We start from the raw sequence: 24,708 nt of genomic DNA on the forward strand, positions 1-24,708 counted from the left end.
CCGGAAACCAGACTTGTTTCGCGACGAAGGCGCGGCTTATTGAGGGTATCGAAAAGAGTGTTCGCTTTGCTCACGCTGATTTCTGGATTCCAGATCAGCGTTCGGCGTCGCCTCACTTGTCCGGAATGACGGTGGGGGAACGTCACTCTCTTCGTCGTCACCCCGGGCGAACAACGTGAGACCCGGGGCCGGGGAGCCAGCGTGTATCGGCGCTGCCAATCTCTTTCAGTGTCATCCCGGACGCAGCGGAGTGGAGGTCCGGAATCCACGCGTTTCCAGAGGCTTCCGTGCATATGCTCGCGGGTGTTGCACAAACCGAGCTTTTGCCGGTCCGTCGTTCGGCGCCGTGGATTGGATCCCGGATCAGGTCCGGGATGACACAGTGAAGACCGTCGATGCCCTGACACAACGCACCCGGTCTTCCCGGGATGGCGGGGTCCTGAAACAGACTTCCCGTGCGCCGTAACACCTGGTCACACAGGATGCGTGCGTGTCATGCCGCATCTTCTCCGAAACCAATTTGAGCGGTGTTTTGCTTTAACGCCAACGTGTTCCCGCATTGCGGAATAAATCTTTTCGGTTTCCGAAACCGATTTTGTTGACTTCCGAAACCGGTTTTGGAACACTTTCCGTCAATAAATCGCGCCATTCGCAAGTGGCAGCGAACAAGTCTGGGGCCGGGTGCCCCGTGGGAGGAATGATGTCGCGACTTCGTGGTTCCGTGACCATTGACGACGTGGCCCGCCACGTTGGCGTTGCCAAGGGAACCGTCTCGCGCGTCCTCAACAACTACACCGATATTTCCGCCGACACCCGCAAACGCATCCTGAAGGCGGTTCAGGATCTCGGCTATCAGCCCTCGGCAACGGCGCGGAACCTGAAGCGCGGGCGGCAGGACACGCTCGGGATCATCATTCCGGTCGGCCACGGCAATGGTGCGGACCCGTTCCTGGCGGAATTCATCGACGGCATCGCGCGCGCGCTCGACGAACTGGGGCTCGATCTTCTGGTGACCACCGCCCATTCCCGTGATCACGTCATTGCAACGCTCAAGCGGCTGATCGCACGGCGCAAGGTCGACGGCTTCATCGTCACGCGGACGGAGGTCGAAGACCCGCGCATCGCCTATCTTCAGGAACAGAACTTTCCCTTCGTGGCGCACGGGCGCACGCGCGATCCGTCCGGCTATGCCTGGTTCGACATCGACAACGAAGAGACTTTTGCAACGGGTGCACGGCACCTTTACAGCCTCGGTCACGAGCGGATCGGTTTCATCGGCGGGCCGCTTGAGCTGAATTTCGCGCGGCAGCGGCTGGAAGGATACCGGCAGGGCCTCGAGGCGCTGGGCGTTGCCCATGACAGCGAACTGGAAACCCTGCAGCCAGTCGGCGAAAAGGGCGGCATTGCGGGGGCCAGGGCTCTGCTGTCGGCAAAGGCACCGCCGACGGCCATCCTGTGCGCCACGGATGCGCTGGCGATCGGCGCCATTCAGTGCTGCAGAACGCTTGGGCTGAAGCCGGGCGCAGACGTGACGGTTATCGGATATGACGGCCTGCCCGCGGGCGAATATGTCGACCCGCCGCTGACGACTTTCACACAGAGTGCACAGGAAGCAGGCGGTCGCGTGGCCCGCATGCTGATCGATGTTCTCGACGGCAAGGCGCCGCATGAATTGCAGGCGCTGGCCAAGGCAAAACTCATCCGGCGCGCCTCGGACGGCGCGCCGACCATGACGTCGGAGGCGCTGGCAGGCGTGCTCCGTGACCGGCTGAACGAACAGCCACTTTCCGGCAGTAAGGGAGAATGAAATGCTTGGGAGGAGTAAATTCCTGGCCTCGACCATTGCGGGCGTACTCGCACTCGGTCTGACCACGGCACAGGCAGACACGCTGCGTTTCTGGACAACGGAAGAGCAGCCGGAGCGCCTGGCCAAACAAGAAGAAATGGCCGCCGCCTTCAAGGACAAGACCGGCATCGAGGTCGAAGTCATACCGGTGTCTGAATCGGATCTCGGCACGCGCGCAACCGCCGCATTTGCTGCCGGCGATCTGCCGGACGTGATCTATCACACGCTGCAGTACGCGCTGCCGTGGGCCGAAGCCGGTATCCTGGATACGGAAGCCGCCACGGAAGTGGTCGACAATCTCGGCAAGGACACGTTCGCGCCGGGTGCTGTCGCGATGGCTGCCGTTGACGGTGGTATCGCTTCCGTTCCGGTCGATGGCTGGACTCAGATGGTCGTCTACCGGAAAGACCTGTTCGACGCGAACGGGCTGGCCGCGCCGGACAGCTACGCGAATATCCTGGCCGCCGTTGAAAAGCTGCACAATCCGCCGGAAATGTTCGCATTCGTCGCTGCGACGAAGATCGACGAGAACTTCATGAGCCAGGTGCTTGAGCACGTGCTTCTGGCCAATGGCATCACGCCGGTCGACGGCGAAGGCTTCAAGGCGCTTGACGAAAAGAAAACCATCGAGGCCCTGGAGTTCTACAAGGCCATCGCCAAGGCATCTCCTCCGGGCGACCTCTTCTGGAAGCAGTCGCGCGAACTTTACTTTGCCGGCAAAGCAGCGATGATCATCTGGTCGCCGTTCATTCTGGACGAGCTTGCAGGTCTGCGTGACAGTGCGCCCCCGACGATCACCGACGATCCGACCTCGAAGGAACTGGCGTCCAAGACCGGTGTCGTGACCACCCTGAGCGGTCCGTCGAACCCGGACGGCGCTGCCTGGGGTGATGTGCGCTACTTCGGCATCACCAACGACGCCGATACGGAAGCGGCCATGCAGTTCGTGGAGTTCTCCATGGATGACGGCTACATGTCGACCCTGTCGATCGCGCCGGAAGGCAAGTTCCCGATCCGCCGCGGCAATGCCGACAACCCGACCGCCTTCGTTGACGGCTGGTCGAAACTGCCGGTCGGCGTCGATCGCAAGGCCCCGCTGACCGATCTCTATGACCCGGACACGATCAACACGATTGTTGCCGGTCTGGATACCGCCAGCCGCTGGGGCGTGACGGAAGGCCAGCTGTCGCTTGCCTCCAAGATCATCAACAGCCAGGTGATCAACCGTCTGGTGCGTGAATACATCGACGACGAGCGCGATGCGGCCGCGACGGTTGCAAAGCTCAACGAAGAACTGGCCAAAGTTCAGTAAAGACTGACGCACGTGGTTCCATCGGCTGACCGGTGGAACCCCACCCCTGCAGGACATCCGGACCGGACGCAGGCTCGCCGAGCGCCCGGTCCCCACCAACCGCTTCTTCCCGCACGTTCCGCGGGAGGGTAGGGACCGCTTGTCCTTTCGCACCTCGACAGAGACGCTGCCAAAGGGCCGAAACACAGAGCTGGAACCATGAGCGCACAGAACCAAAATTCGGAGTCCCTCGGCCCGCCCAAAGGGGTCGGACCCATGCAGCGCCGCGAGATGTGGCTCGCCTATCTCATGCTCGCGCCGACATTCGCCATCATCCTGATGATCGTCGCCGGGCCGCTCCTGGCCAACTTCTGGATCAGCGTGAAACCCGTGCAGCTTGCGGATCTGCGTCCGCCGACCGTGCTGGTCAACGAACGTGTGCGCGGAGGTCCCAAGGCGGCGGGTGACAGCGCCCAGCTGGAGTACCGCCTGCGCAACTCCTCGCAAGAAGAGGAAGTCCGCGATGTCGTCCTGACCGACGCTATCCCGGCAGGCTTCGACGTTACGGCGCTGCCGGACGTCTGCGCGCTGAACGGCAGTGCACTGACCTGCACCATTGGCACGGTGGAGCCCGGTTGGCGCGAGCGGCTCAGGATCGAGGGCACGGTCACCGACGCCTTTCTTTCGGCCAACAGGCCGGAACGCGCCAGCGAGCCGGTCATTACCGGCGACGCAAACAACATCCTGACGAGTTTCGATTTCACCCTGGAGAACTTTCAGAGGATCTTCAGCGCGGACGAGTTCTGGTCGGTTCTCAGGGTCACCTTCTACTATACGATCTTCGGAACGGGCGGGGCGCTGGTTCTCGGCCTCTTTGCCGCGCAATTGCTCAACACGGTCTTCAAGGGACGCGGCTTCGTGCGCGGGCTGTTCCTGTTCCCCTATGTCTCGCCGGTGATTGCGGTCGCCTTCACCTGGGTCGTGCTGTTCGATCCGTTTTCGGGGACGGTCAATGCGCTCCTGACGAAAATGGGGGTGGTGTCCGACCCGATCAACTTCTTCGGGCAGCGGGCCATCGAATACTCCCTGTTCGGGATACCGATGGAGTTTCCGTTGGCGCTGACGACCGTTATCGCGTTCGAGGCCTGGCGCTATTTCCCACTCTCGTTCCTGTTCATTCTGGCGCGTATGCAGTCCATCAATACGGACATGTATGAGGCCGCAGAAATGGACGGGGCGACACCGTTGCAGCAGTTCTGGTACCTGTCGCTGCCCCAGCTCATGGGCATCCTGTCGGTTCTGTTCCTGCTCAGGTTCATCTGGACGTTCAACAAGTTCGACGACATCTTCCTGCTGACCGGCGGCAATGCCGGGACACGGACGCTCACCGTCGACGTCTATGAACAGGGTTTTGCGCTTTCCAATCTCGGAGCCGGTGCCGCGGTCGCGGTGGTCGTCTTCGTCGTGCTGGTCACGTTCGCCACCCTGTTCATCCGCTTCTCACCGAAGGAGGAAGGGCTATGAGACCGGGAAGCATCCTGCTTGCAGCCGTCACGGGCCTTGTCTGGGGCGTGACCTCAATCGTCGTCGTCGCCGTAACACTGACGCTGATTACGGGCGAAGTGGCCCTGCCGCAGGCAACGGCTGCAGGCATTGCCGGGCTCGTCAGCGCGCTCGTCTTCGTGTGGCGGCAATCCTCCGGCGCCGAGGGCGGTCTGCCCGCCTGGGCGCTTGCCGCGATTACCATGTTCGTACTCCTGATGATCGGCTCGTTCGCGGCGCCCTTCAACCTGTCGCTCGGCACCGTGCCGGTCTGGCAGGGGCTGGCACTCATCGTGACCGTTCTGGGCGCCACCTGGGCAACCACCGTATGCCTCAACGGTGCCCGGCTCGGTGCCATGAGCCGCTACGAGCGCGAGGTGATCTACATCCGCATCGCCAAGGGCGTCGGCTTCGTGATCTTCACGATCATCGTGGCGCTGCCGTTCTACGTCATGGTCATGACGTCGCTGAAGAGCCAGCAGACCCTCCTGGCGAATCCGCTGGACCTGTCCATCGACCTGTCGCAAGGGTTGGACGGGCTGTTCCGCTCCTATGTCGAACTGTTCACCCAGTTCAACTTCGGGCGCTACCTGCTGGTTTCGGCCTATGTCAGTGTAGCGACCGTGGTGCTGACGCTGCTGTTCTCCGTGCCCGGGGCATATGCGGTCTCACGGCTGCGCTTTCCGGGGCAGGCGTTCCTGTCGCGATCGGTTCTCCTGATCTACATGGTGCCCGCGATCGTGCTGGTGATCCCGCTCTATGCCGTGTTCTCGCAGCTCGGACTGCGCAACACGCTGACGGGGCTTCTGATCGTCTATCCGGCAACAACGATACCGGTCGCACTCTACATGCTTCAGGGCTATTTCCGCGGCATCCCGTCCGAACTGGAAGAGGCCGGGCTGATGGACGGCCTGACGCGCATCGGCGTCATCCTGAAGATAACGCTGCCGCTGTCACTTCCGGCGCTCGCATCGGTGTCGCTCTATGTCTTCATGATCGCCTGGAACGAATTCCTGTTCGCCTTCATGTTCCTTGACAATCCGGACATCTTCACGCTGTCGCGCGGTGTCGTGTCCCTGAATTCCTCCGAGGTGCCTCGTCAGCATCTCATGGCGGGCGCGGTGATTGCGACCGTGCCCGTCCTCGTCATTTTCCTCTGGTTCGAACGCTTCCTTGTGCAGGGCCTGACGGCCGGCAGCGTCAAGGGCTAGGGCAACGCATGAAACGGCCACAACGGCCAAGGAGACTTCTGTGTCAAACGCAGACTTGGATAACACAGCCAGAACCATCCTGATCGAGAACGATCAGGGTGGGTACACGGTGCCGACAAAAGGACTCTATCCCTATCAGTGGAACTGGGATTCGGTGTTTGTCGCGCTCGGCTTCGCAACCTTCGACCAGGATCGTGCCTGGCGGGAGATCGAAATGCTGTTCGAGGGGCAGTGGTGGGACGGCATGGTGCCGCACATCCTCTTCAGAAAGGACGACCCGAGTTACTTTCCGGGTCCGAAGGTCTGGGGAACGGATGGCGGCCCGATCCCGAGTTCCGGCCATTCCCAGCCACCCGTGGCTGCGACGGTCATCCGGGATCTTGTCGACACCGACACGAGCGGCCGCGCGCTCGAACGGGCCGGTGCGCTGTTCCCGCAACTGATGAACTGGCACCGCTGGTATCTGGCCTACAGGGACCCGGACAATCTCGGCGTGCTGGCCATCATCCATCCCTGGGAATCGGGACGGGACAATCTGCCCGACTGGGATGACGCGCTCCGGGCCGTCGAGGTCAAGGATATCGAACCTTACGAGCGCAAGGACACCTCGCATGTCGACCCGGCGATGCGGCCGCACAAGGAAGACTACGACCGGTATCTCAGCATCATGGCAGCCTGCCGGGGTGTCGGATGGGATCCGGCGGAAGTCGCCAGGACCTGCCCGTTCTTCGTTGCCGATCCGGGGGTCACGTTCATATTCCTGCGGGCGTCGCGGGACCTTCTCGTTCTCGCAGACAAGCTCGGCAAGACAGCGGAAGCGGACGAGATCAGGGGCTGGATCGCGCTCATGGAAAAGGGTGCGAAAAATCTCTGGAGCGAAGACCTGAAGGCACATGTCGCGCTTGACCGCAGATCCGGAAAACACACGGACGGTATCTCGAGCATGTCGTTCCTGGCCCCCTATGCAGGACTGGCGGACGAGACGACGCTGACCTCGCTGCAAGGTCACTTCGACCGCATCGCTGCCAAGGTGCGCTACACGATGCCGTCCTATGATCCGGACCACCGCAGCTTCGAACCGCTGCGTTACTGGCGCGGACCCGTCTGGGCGATGGTCAATTACATGATCGCCCGGGGCTTTGCGGAGGCGGGCGACACCGTTCGCGCCGAGAAACTGAGAAGCGACACGGCGCAGCTGGTCGAGACCAGCGGTTTCGCCGAATATTTCAGCCCGGAGACCGCGGCAGGTGCAGGTGGCGGCACCTTCTCGTGGACCGCAGCCATCTGGCTGACCTGGGCATCCCCAACACATGTGAAACAAGCAGCGTAGAAAGCCGGAGGACTGAGGACATGGGAGCAATTCAGCTCAACAAAGTCGAGAAATGGTTCGGCGAACTCCAGGTGATCAAGGGCATCGATCTGGATATTCAGGACGGTGAATTCGTCATCTTTGTCGGACCTTCCGGCTGCGGAAAATCGACCCTGCTGCGATTGATTTCGGGGCTTGAGGAGACAAGCCGCGGCTCGATCGAGATCGATGCCAAGGACGTGACTGCGCTGCCGCCTTCCGGGCGTGGCCTGTCGATGGTGTTCCAGTCCTATGCGCTCTATCCGCACATGTCCGTGCGCGAGAATGTCGGGTTCGGACTGAAGACCGCAGGCGTTCCCAAGCCTGAAATCGAGAGCAAGGTGAACGCGGCGGCCGAAGTGCTGAAGCTGGACGACTACCTGGACCGCAGGCCGAAAGCCCTGTCGGGCGGCCAGCGCCAGCGCGTGGCCATCGGTCGTGCGATCGTGCGCGAACCGAGCGCGTTCCTGTTCGATGAACCGCTTTCGAACCTCGACGCGGCGCTCCGCGTGGAGATGCGTTTCGAAGTCGCGCGGCTGCACAAGAGCCTCGGGACCACCATGATCTACGTGACCCACGACCAGGTCGAGGCGATGACGCTTGCCGACAAGATCGTGGTGCTGCAGGCCGGACAGATCGAGCAGGTCGGATCCCCGCGCGAACTTTACGAACGCCCTGACAATCTCTTCGTCGCGCAGTTCATCGGTTCACCGAAAATGAACGTGCTGCCCTGTTCCGTCGAGGGGGACCAGTTCTCGCTCCAGGGGCATGGCGGCGGCCACTATCCGCATGCGGATCAGCCGCAGAAGCCGCACAAGCTCGGCATCCGGCCCGAACACATGACGATCGTGGGTGAAGGCGAAGGCCATTGCAGCGGAACGGTCGAGGTCGCCGAATATCTCGGCGCCGACATCTTCCTCTATGTGGCGCTGGACGGTCTTGAAACCATTCTCGTCCGGATCAGCGGCAGCGATTCAATCGAGGAAGGCGCGCGGATCGGCTTGACGTTCGACGAGACACGGATGCACTTTTTCGACGGCGAAGACAAGGCGATCCGCTAAGCGGTCTTGCCGCGCACGCGGCAAACCGGGAGGCTTTTGCCTTGGTCGAACGGGCTCTTTGGTCGCCGGCTGACGGTTACCTCTCCCGCCGGGAGAGGTCGGCGCGACTGCGCCGGGTGAGGGGACGAGCCCCGGTGAGACACGCAAGCGTTTCATCCCTCACCCTGGCCCTCTCCCGGCGGGAGAGGGAACTTTCGCTTCGGCTCGTGCGCTCCGGCTCTGCGCGCTCCTCAGGATGTGGTTTTTGCCTTTCGACCTTGTCCGTCATTGCCAGACCTGATCTGGCAATCCATGCCCTTGCTTCCTGGCGATTGACCATTCGCCTTCTATTGACCTTCGGCCACAGGGAATACGAGTTCCGATCGTGTGGCTTGGGCGGCAAACCAGGATGCCAAACCGGGAGAAAATTCCGGACCCTGGACTTTCGATCCGCTGACCGGTCTTACCTTGGAATGACGTCGACCTTGTGACCCGTGGTCTGGGTGCCGGCGGTGCGCAGGACGCCCTTAACGGGCGCCGTATCGCCGTAGTCCCGGCCGCGGGCCACGACAATGTGGTCCTGGCCGACACGCAGTGCGTTGGTCGGATCATACTCGATCCAGCCGCTCTCAATGCCGCACCAGGCGCGCACCCAGGCGTGCATGGCATCGGCGCCCTCCAGACGCTGCTGGCCTTCCGGCGGGATCGTCCTAAGGAAGCCGCTGACATATCCGGCAGGAATACCGATGCTTCTGAGGCAGGCGATCATGATATGCGAGAAGTCCTGGCAAACGCCGTGCCGGCGCTCGAATGCATCGAGCGCCGGCGTGTCGACCGTGGTGGCATCCGCATCGAAATCCATGTCCTGATTCAAGGCCCTGCCGATCGCCTCGACTGCGGCCACCGCGCTCATCTCCGGGCTGGTGTGCTCCTGCGCGTAGACCGCGAAGGCCGGCGCCAGCGGCAGGCGCGGCGACGCGGTCAGAAAATGAACCGGTTCGTCGGGCCCGAGGGACTGGATGCCGACGAGTTCCCTTTTCAGAAGGGACAGGGGAGGAGAGATGTCGAGCTCGTGCGGAACGGACGTGCGGTCGATCCGGGCCGTAAGCCTGAAGGCGAGTTCGCTGTGGGCACGGCGGAAGACCACATCGGTGACGGCATTGCCGAAAAAATCCGTTCTGTTGCGCCGTTCCGTCGGTCCGGGCGAGAGCCTGACGCTTGACGACACGAGTCGTTGTTCACCGGGGATCGATGCGGGAACGAGGCGCAGCGAATGCCGGCCCGAATTCGCGGGGCTGGCATAGTCATAGGTGATTTCGAGGTTCACGTCGTAAAGCACGGCAGCTCCTCCCGCATTTGATCCTGTCCGGTCCGGCGGACCCTAGCGGATATAGGCATCTGACAGCTCGACCGACAGGAATGCAATCTGGTCCCTGAGTTCTCCCAGGGTGTCCTGGGTCAGCGTCTCGGGGGTGGCGACGGCAAGGCTGGTGTGGATCTGCAGCACCGCGCGGGCCAGGTCGGACAGGTAGCCGTTTTCCGATGCACCCGGCAAGACATCGATGTGCTCTTTCATGTCGGTGAGCTGATACATTACCGAACGCGGGTTCTTCGGGTCCATGGCAAGCAGGTCAAGCACCGTTGCGTGGCTCAGCGACACCGCGTAGCGCCGGCTCATGGACATGGCGCTGTCCCCGACTTCCAAGAGAAGTTCCAGCGCGCCGTCGGGCGCATCCGGTCCGGTGAAGACGGAAAGCAGATCCGCCATTCTGTTGGCCCGCTCCAGCGCGCGGCCGATGCTGAGGAAACGCCAGCCGGTGAAGCGGTACATGTTTTCGTGAACCAGTCCCGAAAAGCCGGTGATCTTGCGGAGCAGAAGGCTCATCGCCTGGGGAACGTCCGCATCGTCCTTCATGACGCGCCGTGCCCCGTTCGCCGTCTGGGCAAGGTCATTGAGTGCCAGCCAGCCGTCGACGGAAAAACGGTCCCGAACCTTGCCGGCGCTGTTCACGGCCGATTGCAGCATGGAACAGAGGCCCTCGGGGATCGGACTTTCCGGAGCGACGCCGATGTCGTCGAGATATTCCGCGGTGCGTGCGACCAGCGGCGCTTCGGGGTCCGCTGTCTCCAGCAGCCGGGCGTGATAGGCACGCAGGAGACGCACCGCGCCCTCGGCGCGCTCGACATAACGGCCGAGCCAGAAGAGATTGTCCGCGGCGCGCGAGGGCAGGGCTCCCGATTGCGACTTGAAGAAGGGCGACTCGCTCTGATGTAGCAGGGTGTCCATTGCCAGCTTGCGCGTGCCCACGATCCAGACATCGGCGGCCGACCCGCCAGACTGCATGGCGATCGCGCTTGCGCTCGGCTCCTTGCCGATCCGGGCGAAGCCGCCGGACATGACTTCCCAGCCGTTGTGCGTGCGTGCGAGGAAGACGCGCAGGCTCATCGGGCGCGGCACGAGCGAACCTTCGTGATAGGCCGGCGTGGTCGACAGCGTCACGGCTTCCTGCGCGACGAGCCGGCCTTTTTCGGTGTCGATCCAGTTTTCCAGAATGCCCTTGTGGAACTTGTCGGAATCCTTGCCGATGAAATCGGTATGTCCGGACGTGAAGGGAAGCGCAGTCGACAGCGCCGGACTGAACATCATCGCCGCGGCGTTGTCCTTGACGTAGGCGCGGGTCGCCTCTTCGCCGCACCACCAGGTGGCCACGTTGGGCAGCTTCAGGGAGGTTCCGAGCAAATGCTCGCTAATGCGCGGCAGGAAAGCGAGCAGCGCCCGGGTTTCCAGGATGCCGGTGCCGAGCGCGTTGACCATTGTGACGGTCCCCTCGCGGACCGCTTCCACCATGCCGGGCGTTCCGATACGCGATTCCTCGTTCAGCTCCACCGGGTCGGTCCAGGCCGAGTCGAGCCGCCGCCACAGGACGCTGATCGGCTTCAGACCCGCCACCGTCCGCACCATCAAACGACCGTTTTCGACCGTCAGATCCTCTCCTTCGAGCAACATGAAACCCAGATAGCGGGCAATATAGGCATGCTCGAAATAGGTGTCGTTGAGGGGGCCCGGGGTCAGGATGGAGACGCGGCTATCCTGCTCACCGCGCAGATCCAGAAGATGGTCGCGAAACCGTCGGAAGAAGCCGGCGAGCCGGTGGACGTTGGCCCTGGCGAAGAACTCGTTGAAGATGCGTCCCGTCGCCACCCGGTTCTCCAGGGCGAAACCGGCACCGGACGGCGCCTGCGCCCTGTCGGACAGCACCCACCAGGTGCCGTCCGGTCCCCGGCCGATTTCAAAGGCGAGGAAATGCAGGAAGTAGCCCGATCGTGGTGTGACGCCGACCAGAGGCCGCTGCCATTCGGGGCTTTCGGCGATCAGGCTGGCGGGCAGATAGCCGTCGGACACGAGGCGGTTCTCGCCGTAGATGTCTCCCACCACCTTTTCCAGGAGCTCCGCCCGCTGCACCAGCCCGTCCGCGATCGCCTGCCAGTCCCCTTCGCCAATGACGACGGGAATGTGGCTGAGCGGCCATTCCCGCTCCATGGCACCGTCCTGGCCGTATTGGCGGAAATAGACACCGGCGTCGTTGAGATACTGGTTGCCGCGCGCGAAGCGGTCGTTGATGTCTTCGGTGCTGAGCGAGGACAGGTGGTCCAGAAACGGCCGCCACACCGGGCGGACGTTGCCGGCCGGATCAAGGAGTTCGTCCGAAACGCCCGGAAACGGCCGGTAGGATTTCAACAAACCGTATCCCTGACCGCCGCTTTCTGCCGTTTCGTCCAAACTCATTCCATGATTCCCGTGCCGGGCCTTTCAAAGCCGAAAGAGCCTTATACACCCACAGGGCGTCTGAGGTCCAAGGTCAAAGGAAACTCCGGGTGCGGGTGCTCGGTCTGCGGCGTGTAGAGCCCGGGCGTGTGCCCGTGCGGCTCGAAGCGCGAAAGCCGGCGGGCTTCGGCTTCGTTGCCGTTGACGGGGAAGGTGTCGTAGTTGCGCCCTCCCGGGTGCGCCACGTGATAGACGCAGCCGCCGATGGCCCGGCCGCTCCAGCGATCGAAAATATCGAATGTCAGCGGTGCATCCACCGGATGAACAGGATGGAGCGCCATGGACGGCTGCCAGGCCTTGTAGCGGACGCCGCCAACCGCAATGCCGTTGGTCTCTGTTTTCTTAAGCGGGATCAGCCGGCGATTGCAGGTCACGGCATAGCGTTCCTGATCGGCGGCCGACAGCTTGACCTGCAGGCGCTCGGTGGAACTGTCGGTGTAGCGGACAGTGCCACCGATTGCGCCGGTTTCGCCAAGCACGTGCCAGGGCTCCAGGGCCTGACGCAGTTCCAGTTGCACACCTTCAACCTCGATTTCCCCGCAGAAGGGAAAGCGGAATTCGCATTGGGCCTCGAACCATTCCGGACGCATCGCAAAGCCATGGTGCTCCAGATCGCGGAGTACGTCCATGAAATCCGCCCAGACGAAATGCGGCAGCATGAACCGGTCGTGTAGCGTTGTGCCCCAGCGTGTGAGATTGCCCGACAGAGGATGCTGCCAGAGCCGGGCGACAAGCGCGCGCAGAAGCAATTGTTGCGCAAGGCTCATGCGCGGGTCTGGCGGCATTTCGAACCCTCTGAACTCGACGAGACCGAGGCGGCCCGTCGGACCGTCCGGGGAGTAGAGCTTGTCGATGCAGATTTCGGCCCGGTGCGTGTTGCCGGTGACATCGACCAGAAGATTGCGCAGCAGCCTGTCGAGCAGCCACGGGAACGGCGCGGCACCCTCGCCGGGACGGTGGATCTGGGAAAGGGCGACTTCCAGTTCGTAAAGCCCGTCGTGGCGGGCTTCGTCCACGCGCGGGGCCTGGGATGTCGGGCCGATGAAGAGACCGGAGAAGAGATAGGACAGGCTCGGATGGCGCTGCCAGTGGAGCACGAGGCTTCTGAGCAGGTCCGGGCGCCTCAGGAACGGGCTGTCGAGCGGTGTTGCGCCCCCGATGACCACGTGGTTGCCGCCGCCGGTTCCGGTGTGCTTGCCGTCAATCATGAACTTGTCGGCGCCGAGACGGCTTTGCCTGGCTTCCTCGTAGACGCCTTCGGTGATGTCGACGCAATCTTTCCAGCTGCCGGCCGGATGGATGTTGACCTCGATGACACCGGGGTCCGGCGCGACACGAATAACGTTCATGCGCGGATCCGGCGGGGGCGGATAGCCCTCGATGTGCACGGGGAGGTTCAAATCCGCCGCAGCCGCTTCGGCAACGGCGATCAGCTCCAGATAGTCCTCGAGACGCTCGACCGGCGGCATGAACACGCAAAGCCGCCCGTCGCGGGGTTCGACGGACAGGGCCGTCCTGACGTCCGCGTCGCCGAGTTCACCTTCCCCCTGACCCTGCTCGCGCCTGTCCTGCGTCGGTCCGCCGGCGGTAAAACTGGCGACACCCTGGCGCCTTGCCGGACGCGGCTCGGCGGAAAATTCGGGAAGCGGTTCGCGGGGAACGGTCGGATCGGCGATATTGGTATAAGGGTACTGGGCCGGCGGGACATAAGGCAGGGATTCCAGAGGCAGGCGATAGCCGACGGGGCTGTCGCCGGGCACGAGGAACAGCGCATCGCGGCGCAGCTTCCAGTGCTCGGACCGCCACCTTTTTCCGGTCGATTTCGATTGCCAGCGCTGCACGGGCAAAATGTAGCCTGCCGGTTTCGTCAGGCCGCGATCAAAGACGCGCGCAATGCGATGCCTTGCCTCGGCGTCTTCCAGCTCCGAATTGTCAGGTGTCACATTCTCGGGGAGATTGGCTTCCTTGATCAGCCAGACCGACGGGTCCTCGTATGCCGGTACGACGTAGTCGGGTTCGAGTTCCAGGCGCTCGGCAATTTGCTGCAGCAGCGCTTCGGCCTGGCCGGCATCGGCTCCGGTTTCTGTACCCTCGGCGGCGATCAGCGCGGGATCGGACCAGATCGGTTTTTCATCCTGCCGCCAGTAGAGCGAAAACGTCCAGCGCGGCAGCGTTTCGCCCGGGTACCACTTGCCCTGGCCATAATGGAGAAAGCCGCCCGGCGCGAACCGCGAGCGGAGGCGGCGGATCAGCTTGTCGGCCAGGTCCCGCTTCGTCGGCCCCACTGCGTCGGTGTTCCACTCCGCGGCTTCGAAGTCGTCAATGGAGACAAATGTGGGTTCGCCGCCCATGGTCAGCCGGACGTCTTCCTGCTTCAGGATCCGGTCGACCTCCTCGCCGAGCCGGTTGAGATCTGTCCAGGCTTCTTCGGAAAACGGTTTGGTGATACGCGGGTGCTCGGCAATCCTGGAGACCTGCATGTCGAAGGAAAAGTCGACATCGGCCGCACTCGCCATGCCGACGATCGGTGCCGCGTTGCTGTAGTGCGGCGTCGCGGCCAGCGGAATATGGCTCTCACCGGTCAGGAGGCCCGAGGTTGGGTCGAGCCCGATCCAGCCCGCGCCGGGGAGATAGACTTCGGCCCAGGCATGCAGATCGGTGAAATCATGATCCGTACCCGATGGTCCGTCGAGGGCTTCCAGGTCCGGTTTCAGCTGGATCAGGTAACCGGACACGAAGCGCGCTGCGAAGCCGAGATGCCTGAGGGCCTGGACGAGCAGCCAGCTCGAGTCGCGGCAGGAACCGGTTCCCCTTTCGAAGGTTTCTTCCGGCGTCTGCACGCCCGGTTCCATGCGGATGACATAGCCGACTTCGCTGGAAACGCGCGCATTGAGGGCAACGATGAAATCGATGGTCTTCTGTTTTTCCCTCGGCACGGCGTCCAGGAACTGCTGGAGATGCGGTCCCGGGGTTTCGACGCGCCGGTAGATCAAGAGATCGTCGCGGAGCTCCTCCGGATATTCGAACGGCCAATATTCCGCGGTTTCTTCGACGAAGAAGTCGAAGGGATTGTAGACGGACATGTCCGCGGTGAGGTCGACTTCGATCTTGAATTCACGCACCGGCTCGGGAAAGACGAACCGGGCAAGCCAGTTGCCGTAGGGGTCTTGCTGATGATTGACGAAATGGCCGCCGGGCGAGACCTTGAGCGAGTGCGAAAGGACACGTGTCCGGCTGTGCGGAGCCGGTCTCAGCCTGATGATCTGCGGCCCGAGCGTAACCGGACGGTCGTAGCGGTAGTGCGTGAGATGATAGATACTTGCTTTTATGGACATTGGAGGGCCGTGATCACCGTGGGCTGGAAAAACGGGGTGTAGCGTTTCATACTTTGACGCACCGCACCACGTGTTTCTTTGCCAACACAGACATATGGTTGCGACGGCCTGCCTTCGGCCGGAAAACCGGTGCACCCTTTCGTGATGGCCCTCTTGCCGCTATGAGTTTTCCACCCGGCCGCGTTTGCGTTTGACCGAAACGGTCCGGCCGGCTGGCGCGAATCCCCGGCGCTGTCTTGAGTGAGATGTCCCGATGACCGACAAAAAAGAACCCGACACGGCCTACAACCCGGCAGATGATGGTGCGGAAATGGCCTTCGCCGACAAGATGTCGTATGGCGACTATCTCGGCCTTGCAAAAATTCTGACGGCGCAAAAGGCACTCTCCGATGCACCGGACGAACTACTTTTCATCATTCAGCACCAGACTTCGGAACTCTGGATGAAGCTCATGCTGCATGAACTTCATGCAGCGCGCGATGCGATCGACAATGACCGGATGCCGGAGGCGATGAAGCTGCTGGCCAGGGTCAGCCGGATCATGGAACAGCTCAACTCGGCCTGGGACGTGCTGCGAACCATGACGCCGAGCGACTACACCCGGTTCCGTGACGCGCTCGGCCAGTCTTCTGGCTTCCAGTCGCTCCAGTACAGGCTGATCGAATATGTCCTGGGCAACCGCAACATCGCAATGACCAAGCCGCATGCCCATGATCCGGACGGGACCGCTCTGCTGGAATGCGAACTTGAGAAACCGACCCTCTACCAGGTTGTTCTGAAGTTCGCCTGCCGCCAGGGCTTCACGCTGCCGGAGGACTGCCTCAGCGTGCCGTCGTCTGCACCGCACGCGGCCGTCGATGCGGTTAAAGAGCTTTGGCAAACCGTCTACCGGGATCCGTCCCGGTACTGGGCCCTTTATGAGGTCGGTGAAAAGCTGGTCGACCTGGAGGACTATTTCCGTCGCTGGCGCTTCAATCACGTAACCACCGTCGAACGGGTGATCGGCTTCAAGCGCGGAACCGGCGGAACGGGCGGCGTCTCCTATCTGAAACGCATGCTCGAGGTCGAACTCTTTCCCGAGCTCTGGCACGTCAGAACCGTGCTCTGACAGGTTCATCAATTCTCAGACCCGCCGTCCCGGGGACCGGTCTGCCGACCGCGCCGTCCGTGTCCATTGAAATGCGCCGCCGGTTTCGTAACGCGCCGATCTAAACGGCATGCCGCGTTGCGAAATCCGGTTCGCTTTTTTCGTTTGCACTGCAAAATGAAGCTTGAATGAAGCTATTTCGATGCTGAAGCGAAAGAAGCGAAAACGAAATTTGCGCTATGTGAAATGTCAAAATTGTGCCACACTGCGTTGATCGGAGGCTGAAAACAGCTGCTGAAACGCGTTTTATGGGCAAGACTACGTCAAAAATAAGTTATTATATTCAATATCTTAATTTTTTACGCTCCCGAAAAAAATACCTACTAAATATTTAGTTTGACATCGTGGCAACGGTGTGACCAAGTATGACGAGCCGGTTACAAACGGCTTTCATACTCACATGGGAGGAGATGAAGATGCGCAAGTATCTACTCTCCGCAGTTGCAGCCGGTGCTGTACTTGCGGGAGCAGGATCTGCTTATGCCGATGAAGCAGCGGCACAGAAGTGGATCGACCAGGAATTCCAGCCGTCCGTTCTAAACAAGGACGAGCAGCTTGCCGAGATGCAGTGGTTCATCAAGGCGGCCGAACCGTTCAACGGCATGGAAATCAACGTCCTGTCCGAAGGCATTCCGACACACTCTTACGAGTCGGAAGTTCTCGCAAAGGCATTCGAGGAAATCACCGGCATCAAGGTCAATCACCAGATCCTTGGTGAGGGCGAGGTCGTTCAGGCCGTTCAGACCCAGATGCAGACCGGCCGGAACCTCTATGACGCCTATGTCAACGATTCCGACCTGATCGGAACGCACTCCCGCCTGCAGCTCGCCTATAACCTGACCGACTGGATGGCCGGAGACGGCAAGGACGTGACCAACCCCGGGCTCGACCTCGAGGACTTCATGGGAACCCAGTTCACCACGGGTCCCGACGGCGATCTCTACCAGCTGCCCGACCAGCAGTTCGCGAACCTCTACTGGTTCCGCAAGGACTGGTTCGACCGCGAAGACCTCAAGACGGCCTTCAAGGACAAGTACGGCTACGATCTCGGTGTGCCGGTCAACTGGTCGGCCTATGAGGACATTGCGGAGTTCTTCTCCAAGGATGTCAAGGAAATCGACGGCGTCACAATCTATGGTCACATGGATTACGGCAAGCGTGCTCCGGACCTCGGCTGGCGCATGACCGATGCCTGGCTTTCCATGGCCGGCGCGGGCGACAAGGGTGAGCCGAACGGCATCCCGGTCGATGAATGGGGTATCCGCATGGAAGCGGGCACCTGTAATCCTGTCGGTGCGTCCGTGTCGCGCGGCGGTGCAGCCAACGGCCCTGCGGCCGTCTACGCGATCCGCAAGTGGGACGAGTGGCTGCGCAACTATGCGCCTCCTGGTGCTGCCAGCTTCGACTTCTACCAGTCCCTGCCGGCGCTCAGCCAGGGCAACGTCGCCCAGCAGATCTTCTGGTATACCGCGTTCACAGCCGACATGGTGAAGCCGAAGTCGGAAGGCAACAACACGGTTGACGATGAAGGCACGCCGCTGTGGCGCATGGCGCCGAGCCCGCATGGTCCCTACTGGGAAGAAGGCCAGAAGGTCGGTTACCAGGACGTGGGTTCCTGGACCATCCTGAAGTCCACCCCGGAAGACCGTGCCAAGGCAGCCTGGCTCTACGCACAGTTCGTCGTGTCCAAGACCGTCGACACCAAGAAGAGCCACGTGGGTCTGACGTTCATCCGCGACAGCACCATCAACCACGAATCCTTCACCGAGCGTGCACCTAAGCTGGGTGGTCTGGTTGAATTCTACCGTTCGCCCGACCGTGTGGCCTGGTCGCCGACCGGCGTCAACGTTCCGGATTATCCGAAACTGGCGCAGATCTGGTGGCAGCAGATCGGTGACGTGAACTCCGGCGCCTTCACGCCGCAGGAAGCGATGGATCGTCTCGCCGAGGAAATGGACATCGTCATGGCCCGCATGCAGCAGGCCGACGAGCGCGCCAACGTCTACGGCGGTTGCGGACCACGTCTCAACGAGCCGCAGGACCCGCAGGTCTGGCTGTCCAAGCCGGGTGCCCCGAAGGCCAAGCTCGATAACGAGAAGCCGCAGGGTGTCACCGTCAACTATGACGAGCTTGTTGCCCGCTGGGGTCAATAAGCAAAAGTGTAACACTTGACTCGTCTGGGCCGGGGCTCGTCCCCGGTCCATCACCGATCCGACTGTGACGGGCACGAAGCACAACGCTTCCATGGACTGCCCTGTCCGGACGCGGGCTAGAATACATGTCTCTTGAACTCAAAAACGTCACCAAGCAGGTCCAGGGTATCACCCATATCAAGGACACGAGCCTGACGCTTCAGCCCGGCCAATTCAACGTTCTCCTTGGTGAGACCGGCGCCGGCAAAACATCGCTCATCAAGCTCATGGCCGGACTGGATGGCCTTGCATCGGGACAGATCATTCTGAACGGCAAGGACGTGTCTAAGCTGTCGGCGCAAAAGCGCAATATCAGCCTTGTGCACCAGTTCTTCGTCAACTATCCGCACATGTCGGTCTATGACAACATCGCCTCGCCGCTGAAAGTGGCCGGTGTCGCCAAATCGGAGATCCAGGGCCGGGTGGAAGAAGCCGCGGATCTGCTCCGGCTGAAACCCTATCTGAACCGCAAGCCGCATGAGCTTTCCGGCGGTCAGCAGCAGCGCACGGCGCTCGCGCGCGCCATCGTCAAGACAAGCGACGCAGTGTTTCTCGACGAACCGCTTGCCAACCTCGACTACAAGCTGCGCGAGGAACTGCGCGATCAGCTGCCTGATCTGTTCGCAGGCCGCGGCGCGGTGGTGGTCTACGCGACGTCCGAACCGGAAGAGGCGCTTTTGCTGGGCGGCAAGACCGCCCTGATGACGGACGGAAACGTGGTCCAGTTCGGGCCGACCTCCGAGATCTACCGCAAGCCCAAGGATCTCGATGCCGCCAAGGTATTTTCAAACCCGCCGATCAACACCGCACCGGTCACCAAACAGGGCGACATGGTCGTGCTGACGGAAGACATCCGCTGGCAAGCTCCGGCGAATGTCGCTGCTCTCAAGGACGGACCCTACACGCTGGCGATCCGGCCGAACCATGTCATGCCAGTGGAAAGCCCCGCGCATTCGGTCCGCCTGGAAGGCCACGTCCAGGTCACGGAACTGAGCGGCTCGGAAAGCAGCGCCCACTTCGATCTCCAGGGGCAATCCTGGGTGTCGCTGTCGCCGGGCGTTCATCCCTATTTCGTTGGCGAGGTCCATGCGTTCTACCTGGACCCGAGCCACTGTTTCTTCTTTGCGCCCGACGGCGCACTGGTGGCCTGAGGAGAGAACGCCATGGCACAAATAAAGCTCTCCAACCTGCGGCACAGCTATCATCCGAATCCGTCGGGTGATGCGGACTATGCCCTGAAGAAAATCGACCTGACCTGGGATGACGGCGGTGCCTATGCCCTGCTCGGACCCTCCGGGTGCGGCAAGTCCACGCTCCTGAACATCATCTCCGGACTGCTGGTGCCGTCCGAAGGCAAGATCCTGTTCGACGATCAGGACGTGACGTCGCTGCCTCCGGCGAAGCGCAACATCGCGCAGGTGTTCCAGTTCCCGGTCATCTACGACACGATGACGGTCTACGACAATCTGGCATTCCCGCTGCGCAACCGCGGCCGGGACGAGGCAACCGTCAGGGAGCGTGTGACCGCGATCGCAGAGATGCTCGAGGTCACCGACATGCTGACCACGCGTGCCGCGAACCTCTCACCAGACAACAAGCAGAAGATCTCCATGGGCCGCGGCCTGGTGCGCCAGGACGTCAACGTGGTGATGTTCGATGAACCGCTCACGGTGATCGATCCGCATCTGAAGTGGAAGCTGCGGTCGAAGCTCAAGGAACTGCACCAGCGGGTCAAGGCGACCATGATCTACGTCACCCACGACCAGACCGAGGCCCTGACCTTTGCCGACCAGGTCGTCGTCATGCAGGACGGCGAGATCGTGCAGATCGGAACGCCGGTCGAACTGTTCGAGCGGCCCGCGCACACGTTTGTCGGCCATTTCATCGGTTCGCCGGGCATGAACGTGCTGCCGTGCAACGTGCGTGACGGAGGGGCGTTCTTCGGTGACGAACTGATCAACCTCGAGGGACCGCTGGAAGGAACCGCCAATGGTGCGGCCGAAATCGGCATTCGTCCGGAATTCGTCTCCGTGTCCGGCAACGGATCTGGCCTTGATGCCAAGGTGCGCAAGGTCGCCGATGTCGGCCGCCACAAGGTGGTCGAGGCCATGGCCGGCGACAGCCGTGTTCACGCGATCCTTGAAGGTGACGCGCCGAATGCCGGCGATTCCATCAAACTCGCGTTCAAGCAATCCCAGACCCGGCTTTACAAAGACGGATGGCTGGCAAGCACGCCTGGGGAGGGTGTCCAGTGAAAACCCAGAATCAACGCGCCTGGTGGTTCGTGACGCCAGTGCTCCTGCTGGTCGCGTTCAATGCGCTCATTCCGATGATGACGGTGGTCAACTACTCCGTCCAGGAGACCTTCGGCGACAACCTGTTCTTCTGGCAGGGACTGGACTGGTTCGAACAGGTGCTGACCTCGGAGCGTTTTCACAATGCGCTCGGGCGCCAGTTCCTGTTCACCTTCCTGATCCTGATCATCGAGGTGCCGCTCGGTATCGCGATCGCGCTTTCCATGCCGAAAAAGGGTCCATGGGTGCCGTTCTGTCTCGTGACCATGGCTCTGCCCATGCTGATCCCGTGGAACGTCGTCGGCGCAATGTGGAACATCTTCACGCTGCCCGATATCGGCCTGCTCGGCTACTTCATGAACCACACGCTCGGCCTGTCCTACGACATGACGCAGGATCCCTTTGCGGCCTGGGTCACCATCATCGTCATGGATGTCTGGCACTGGACGTCTCTCGTCGTGCTGCTCGCCTATGCGGGGCTGGTGTCGATCCCCAACGCCTATTACCAGGCCGCGGAAATCGACGGGGCGTCCAACTGGGCCGTGTTCCGGTTCATCCAGCTGCCAAAGATGAAGACGGTCCTGACCATCGCGATCCTGTTGCGGTTCATGGACAGCTTCAACATCTACACCGAGCCGTTCGTCCTGACCGGTGGCGGACCGGGCAATTCCACCACGTTGCTCTCCATCGACCTGGTGAAGATTGCTCTCGGTCAGTTCGACCTCGGACCGGCAGCTGCCATGTCGCTCATCTACTTTGCCATCACGCTGTTCGTCTCCTGGCTGTTCTACACGCTGATGACACTGAACGATAACAAGAACTGAGGAGACAGATCATGCGTCTGAAAAGCCTGGTTCCCGCGCTCTACATTCTCTTCCTGATGCTGCCGATCTACTGGCTCGTCGCGATGAGTTTCAAGACCACCAACGAAATCCTGGCCGGCTTCTCGCTGTTCCCGCAAACCTGGACGTTTGCCAACTACATCGAGATCCTGACCGACCCGACCTGGTACTGGGGCTACATCAACTCGATCATCTACGTGACCCTGAACACCGTGATCTCGGTGATGGTCGCGCTGCCGGCAGCCTATGCCTTTTCCAGGTATTCGTTCGTCGGCGACAAGCAGCTCTTCTTCTGGCTGCTGACAAACAGGATGGCACCTGCCGCCGTATTCGCGCTGCCGTTCTTCCAGCTGTACTCGGCGGTGGGACTGTTCGACACGCACCTGGCCGTTGCGCTCGCGCACTGCCTGTTCAACATCCCGCTCGCCGTCTGGATCCTCGAAGGTTTCATGAGCGGCGTGCCGAAGGAACTGGACGAGACCGCCTATGTGGACGGGTACTCGTTCCCGCGGTTCTTCGTGACCATCTTCCTGCCTGCCATCAAGTCGGGCGTCGGGGTGGCGGCTTTCTTCTGCTTCATGTTCTCATGGGTGGAGATGCTGCTGTCGAAGACGCTGACCGCCGTCGAGGCCAAACCCATTGCCGCCGTGATGACCCGGACCGCTTCCTCCGCGGGCTATGAACTCGGGCTGCTGGCGGCCGCCGGGACCCTGACTATCATTCCCGGCGCCATCGTCATCTACTTTGTTCGCAACTACATAGCCAAGGGCTTTGCCCTGGGGAGGGTCTGATGCTCGGCTGGATGGCGTGGACCTGGCCGACGGCGCTGCTGTTCGTCGGCATATTTTCCGCAATCGGTCTTCTGACCGTGCTCGAAATCAAGTACCCCGGCGGCGATGCCCGCCGCGGCGTCCTTGGCCTGACGACGACGCGGGGCGACCGTCTCTTCATCACCCTGCTCGGAACAGCCTACATCTTCCTGGCCTGGCTGGGGCTGATGGGTCATCCGCTGTGGTGGCCGCTCGCACTCAGCATCGGCTGGGGGGCGTTCTGTTTCTGGAAGGTGTGACGTGCAAGCGGAGGCGTGGCCTTTGCCAGCAGAAGAAAACGGGCGGAAATGGCCAAAGCGATAGTAATTTCGAAGCAATCGTGCATGAATAGGTTCCGGGGCATGCAATCAAATCATCGCAAAGATCTTTTGGGGCATGGCCTGAGCCACATCCAATCCTCAATCGGCACAGGGCTGTAATGAGAAAGCGTAAAAGCAACGAGTTTCTGACCGAAGTCGAACTGGAGTTCATGACCGAACTCTGGAAGCTCGGCGAAGGCTCCGTGCGGGATATCCTCGCATCGCTGCCGTCGGACAGACAGCTTGCCTACACGTCCTGTGCAACCATCATGCGGATCCTGGATGAGAAAGGCTTCGTGGACAGCCGGAAAGAAGGCAAAACATTCATCTATACCCCCCGGCTGACCAAGGACACCTACCAGTCCCGTTCCCTGAGAAATCTATCTGAAAAACTGTTCGACGGCACACCTGCGTCCCTCGTGGCGAGGCTCGTCGACGAATACGAACTCTCGAACGACGATCTGGAGGAAATGAGAGCGTTACTGGACAGGAGGAGGACAGATGACGCTACTTAACCAGGTATTCGACATTTACGTCGATCTGAACATTACGCTGGCCCTCACGGCCATCATCTGGCTCGCCGCGAAACTGGCGTTGAACCGGTTCGGAAGAAAACTGGCCTTCAACTATCAACTGGCCATCCTGAATGGCCTGTTCGCGGTCATGGTGCTGTCGCCGCTTGCGGTGGCGGTCTATCAATACATGCAGGTCGCAAAGGTCGTCCCGGTCGCGGGGGCGCTCAATCTTGCCGACTACGCCGTCTCGCAATATCTGCGCGGCGGCATCGCCATTCCTGCGGAGGACTTTCAATCGCTGCTCGGTCTTCGAAGCCGTGTGACGGAAGGCATTGTGTCCTTCGCACCCGGTTTTGGCATGGCAATCGGCGCGTTCCTGCTGGCGGGTTTCGCGTTTTTCGCTGCGCGGCTGGGCCTCAACGTCGTGCGTCTCAAACGGATGCTGTCCGGATGTCATTCATGGCGACGGTCCGGGCGTCTGCACCTGCTCTTGTCCGATCATGCACTTGTGCCGTTTTCCGCAAGAGGGCTGACACGCAACTACGTGGTGATCCCGTCGGAGCTTCTGGCAAAGCCGGATGACCTGAAATTCGTCCTGAAGCACGAATTTCAGCACCTGCGCCAAGGCGATGTCAGCTGGGAAATCGGTCTGGAACTTCTGCGGCCGTTCTTCTTCTGGAACCCGTTCTTCTACGTCTGGAAGTCCGAGGTCGAGCGCCTGCGCGAGCTTGCCTGCGACCAGAAGGTGACCGACGCGTCGGATGTCGATCTGAGATCCTATTGCATGTGCCTGCTGCGCGCGGCGCAGGCCGGCCTTAGGCGCCGGCAGCACCTTGCCGCCAAGGACAAGGTCGGCAATGTCGCGGCCGTTGCGCTGATCGAGGTGCAGGACCGGTTCCTGCGCCGGTCGCCTGCGCAAAAACTCCGCCGACGGGTCGAGGCCCTTCTGGAAAAAGACCGGATGCGGCCGCATTGGGGTTTTGTCTGGCTTGCCGTTCTGCCGATGGTTGCGATCATCTTCCTGTCCGCCCTGTCCATCCAGAAGCCGGCCGACTGGAGCCAGGACCGGATCATGCTGTCGACCATCATCAACCTGGACCGCATGGACAGATCGACACCGTCCTTCGGCCAGCGGCCCCTGAGGTAGGAA

The 24,708-nt window shown here is 61.5% G+C and carries 18 protein-coding genes; 15 read left to right on the plus strand and 3 right to left on the minus strand.

All coding sequences use genetic code 11. From position 1 onward, the window contains the following. Positions 1-700: 700 nt before the first annotated feature. The 6 genes from ACO08A_RS15470 (at position 701) to ACO08A_RS15495 (ending at position 8,299) form a co-directional block, all read left to right on the plus strand. Positions 701-1,807, plus strand: a complete 1,107-nt coding sequence (locus tag ACO08A_RS15470) for a LacI family DNA-binding transcriptional regulator (protein ID WP_422036900.1) — start codon at positions 701-703, stop codon at positions 1,805-1,807. A gap of 1 nt (position 1,808) precedes the next feature. Then, positions 1,809-3,158: an ABC transporter substrate-binding protein gene (locus tag ACO08A_RS15475; RefSeq protein WP_422036901.1), complete on the plus strand. Its 1,350-nt coding sequence runs from the start codon at positions 1,809-1,811 to the stop codon at positions 3,156-3,158. Between the two features lie 198 nt (positions 3,159-3,356). Continuing rightward, positions 3,357-4,661, plus strand: coding sequence for an ABC transporter permease subunit (locus ACO08A_RS15480; protein WP_422036902.1), 1,305 nt, complete (start codon positions 3,357-3,359; stop codon positions 4,659-4,661). Further along, positions 4,658-5,890 (plus strand): carbohydrate ABC transporter permease, encoded by a 1,233-nt coding sequence (locus ACO08A_RS15485; RefSeq protein ID WP_422036903.1) that lies wholly within the window; start codon positions 4,658-4,660, stop codon positions 5,888-5,890. Before ACO08A_RS15480 ends, ACO08A_RS15485 begins: the two co-directional genes overlap by 4 nt. A gap of 40 nt (positions 5,891-5,930) precedes the next feature. Next, positions 5,931-7,220, plus strand: coding sequence for an MGH1-like glycoside hydrolase domain-containing protein (locus ACO08A_RS15490; RefSeq protein WP_422036904.1), 1,290 nt, complete (start codon positions 5,931-5,933; stop codon positions 7,218-7,220). 20 nt (positions 7,221-7,240) lie between these two features. Next, positions 7,241-8,299, plus strand: coding sequence for an ABC transporter ATP-binding protein (locus ACO08A_RS15495; RefSeq protein WP_422036905.1), 1,059 nt, complete (start codon positions 7,241-7,243; stop codon positions 8,297-8,299). A 442-nt stretch (positions 8,300-8,741) separates the two neighbouring features. On the opposite strand, the gene ACO08A_RS15500 is transcribed toward ACO08A_RS15495, so the two are convergent. From ACO08A_RS15500 to ACO08A_RS15510, 3 genes are read right to left on the minus strand one after another with little or no spacing between them, the layout of a single operon-like run. Next, a complete protein-coding gene (locus tag ACO08A_RS15500; protein WP_422036906.1) occupies positions 8,742-9,617 on the minus strand; it encodes a transglutaminase family protein in 876 nt (291 codons plus the stop codon). 42 nt (positions 9,618-9,659) lie between these two features. Next, complete coding sequence (locus tag ACO08A_RS15505; protein WP_422036907.1) at positions 9,660-12,065, minus strand: circularly permuted type 2 ATP-grasp protein; 2,406 nt, start codon at positions 12,063-12,065, stop codon at positions 9,660-9,662. Positions 12,066-12,106: 41 nt separating this feature from the next. Beyond that, positions 12,107-15,439, minus strand: coding sequence for a DUF2126 domain-containing protein (locus tag ACO08A_RS15510; RefSeq protein ID WP_422036908.1), 3,333 nt, complete (start codon positions 15,437-15,439; stop codon positions 12,107-12,109). A 253-nt stretch (positions 15,440-15,692) separates the two neighbouring features. Here ACO08A_RS15510 and kynA point away from each other — a divergent pair, with 253 nt between their 5' ends. From kynA to ACO08A_RS15555, 9 genes are all read left to right on the plus strand, one after another. After that, positions 15,693-16,547: a tryptophan 2,3-dioxygenase gene (kynA, locus tag ACO08A_RS15515; RefSeq protein ID WP_422036909.1), complete on the plus strand. Its 855-nt coding sequence runs from the start codon at positions 15,693-15,695 to the stop codon at positions 16,545-16,547. Positions 16,548-17,002: 455 nt separating this feature from the next. Beyond that, a complete protein-coding gene (locus ACO08A_RS15520; protein WP_422036910.1) occupies positions 17,003-18,739 on the plus strand; it encodes an ABC transporter substrate-binding protein in 1,737 nt (578 codons plus the stop codon). A 125-nt stretch (positions 18,740-18,864) separates the two neighbouring features. Next, entirely contained in the window at positions 18,865-19,929 is a 1,065-nt protein-coding gene (locus ACO08A_RS15525; RefSeq protein ID WP_422036911.1) for an ABC transporter ATP-binding protein, read from the plus strand. Between the two features lie 12 nt (positions 19,930-19,941). Continuing rightward, positions 19,942-21,033, plus strand: coding sequence for an ABC transporter ATP-binding protein (locus tag ACO08A_RS15530; RefSeq protein ID WP_422036912.1), 1,092 nt, complete (start codon positions 19,942-19,944; stop codon positions 21,031-21,033). Continuing rightward, entirely contained in the window at positions 20,997-21,896 is a 900-nt protein-coding gene (locus ACO08A_RS15535) for a carbohydrate ABC transporter permease (RefSeq protein WP_422036913.1), read from the plus strand. Before ACO08A_RS15530 ends, ACO08A_RS15535 begins: the two co-directional genes overlap by 37 nt. An 11-nt stretch (positions 21,897-21,907) precedes the next feature. Next, positions 21,908-22,705: a carbohydrate ABC transporter permease gene (locus tag ACO08A_RS15540; RefSeq protein WP_353993269.1), complete on the plus strand. Its 798-nt coding sequence runs from the start codon at positions 21,908-21,910 to the stop codon at positions 22,703-22,705. Next, on the plus strand, positions 22,705-22,983 hold the full coding sequence (locus ACO08A_RS15545) for a DUF2160 domain-containing protein (protein ID WP_319383954.1): 279 nt from the start codon (positions 22,705-22,707) through the stop codon (positions 22,981-22,983). Before ACO08A_RS15540 ends, ACO08A_RS15545 begins: the two co-directional genes overlap by 1 nt. Before the next feature lie 179 nt (positions 22,984-23,162). Further along, on the plus strand, positions 23,163-23,558 hold the full coding sequence (locus ACO08A_RS15550) for a BlaI/MecI/CopY family transcriptional regulator (RefSeq protein ID WP_306144869.1): 396 nt from the start codon (positions 23,163-23,165) through the stop codon (positions 23,556-23,558). Further along, positions 23,545-24,705 carry a M56 family metallopeptidase gene (locus ACO08A_RS15555; protein ID WP_422036914.1) on the plus strand — a complete coding sequence of 387 codons (1,161 nt, stop codon included), beginning with the start codon at positions 23,545-23,547 and terminating at the stop codon, positions 24,703-24,705. The genes ACO08A_RS15550 and ACO08A_RS15555 overlap by 14 nt, the downstream gene beginning before the upstream one ends. The last annotated feature ends 3 nt before the right edge of the window (positions 24,706-24,708 follow it).

Source organism: Roseibium sp. (assembly GCF_965232425.1).
GTDB lineage: Bacteria > Pseudomonadota > Alphaproteobacteria > Rhizobiales > Stappiaceae > Roseibium.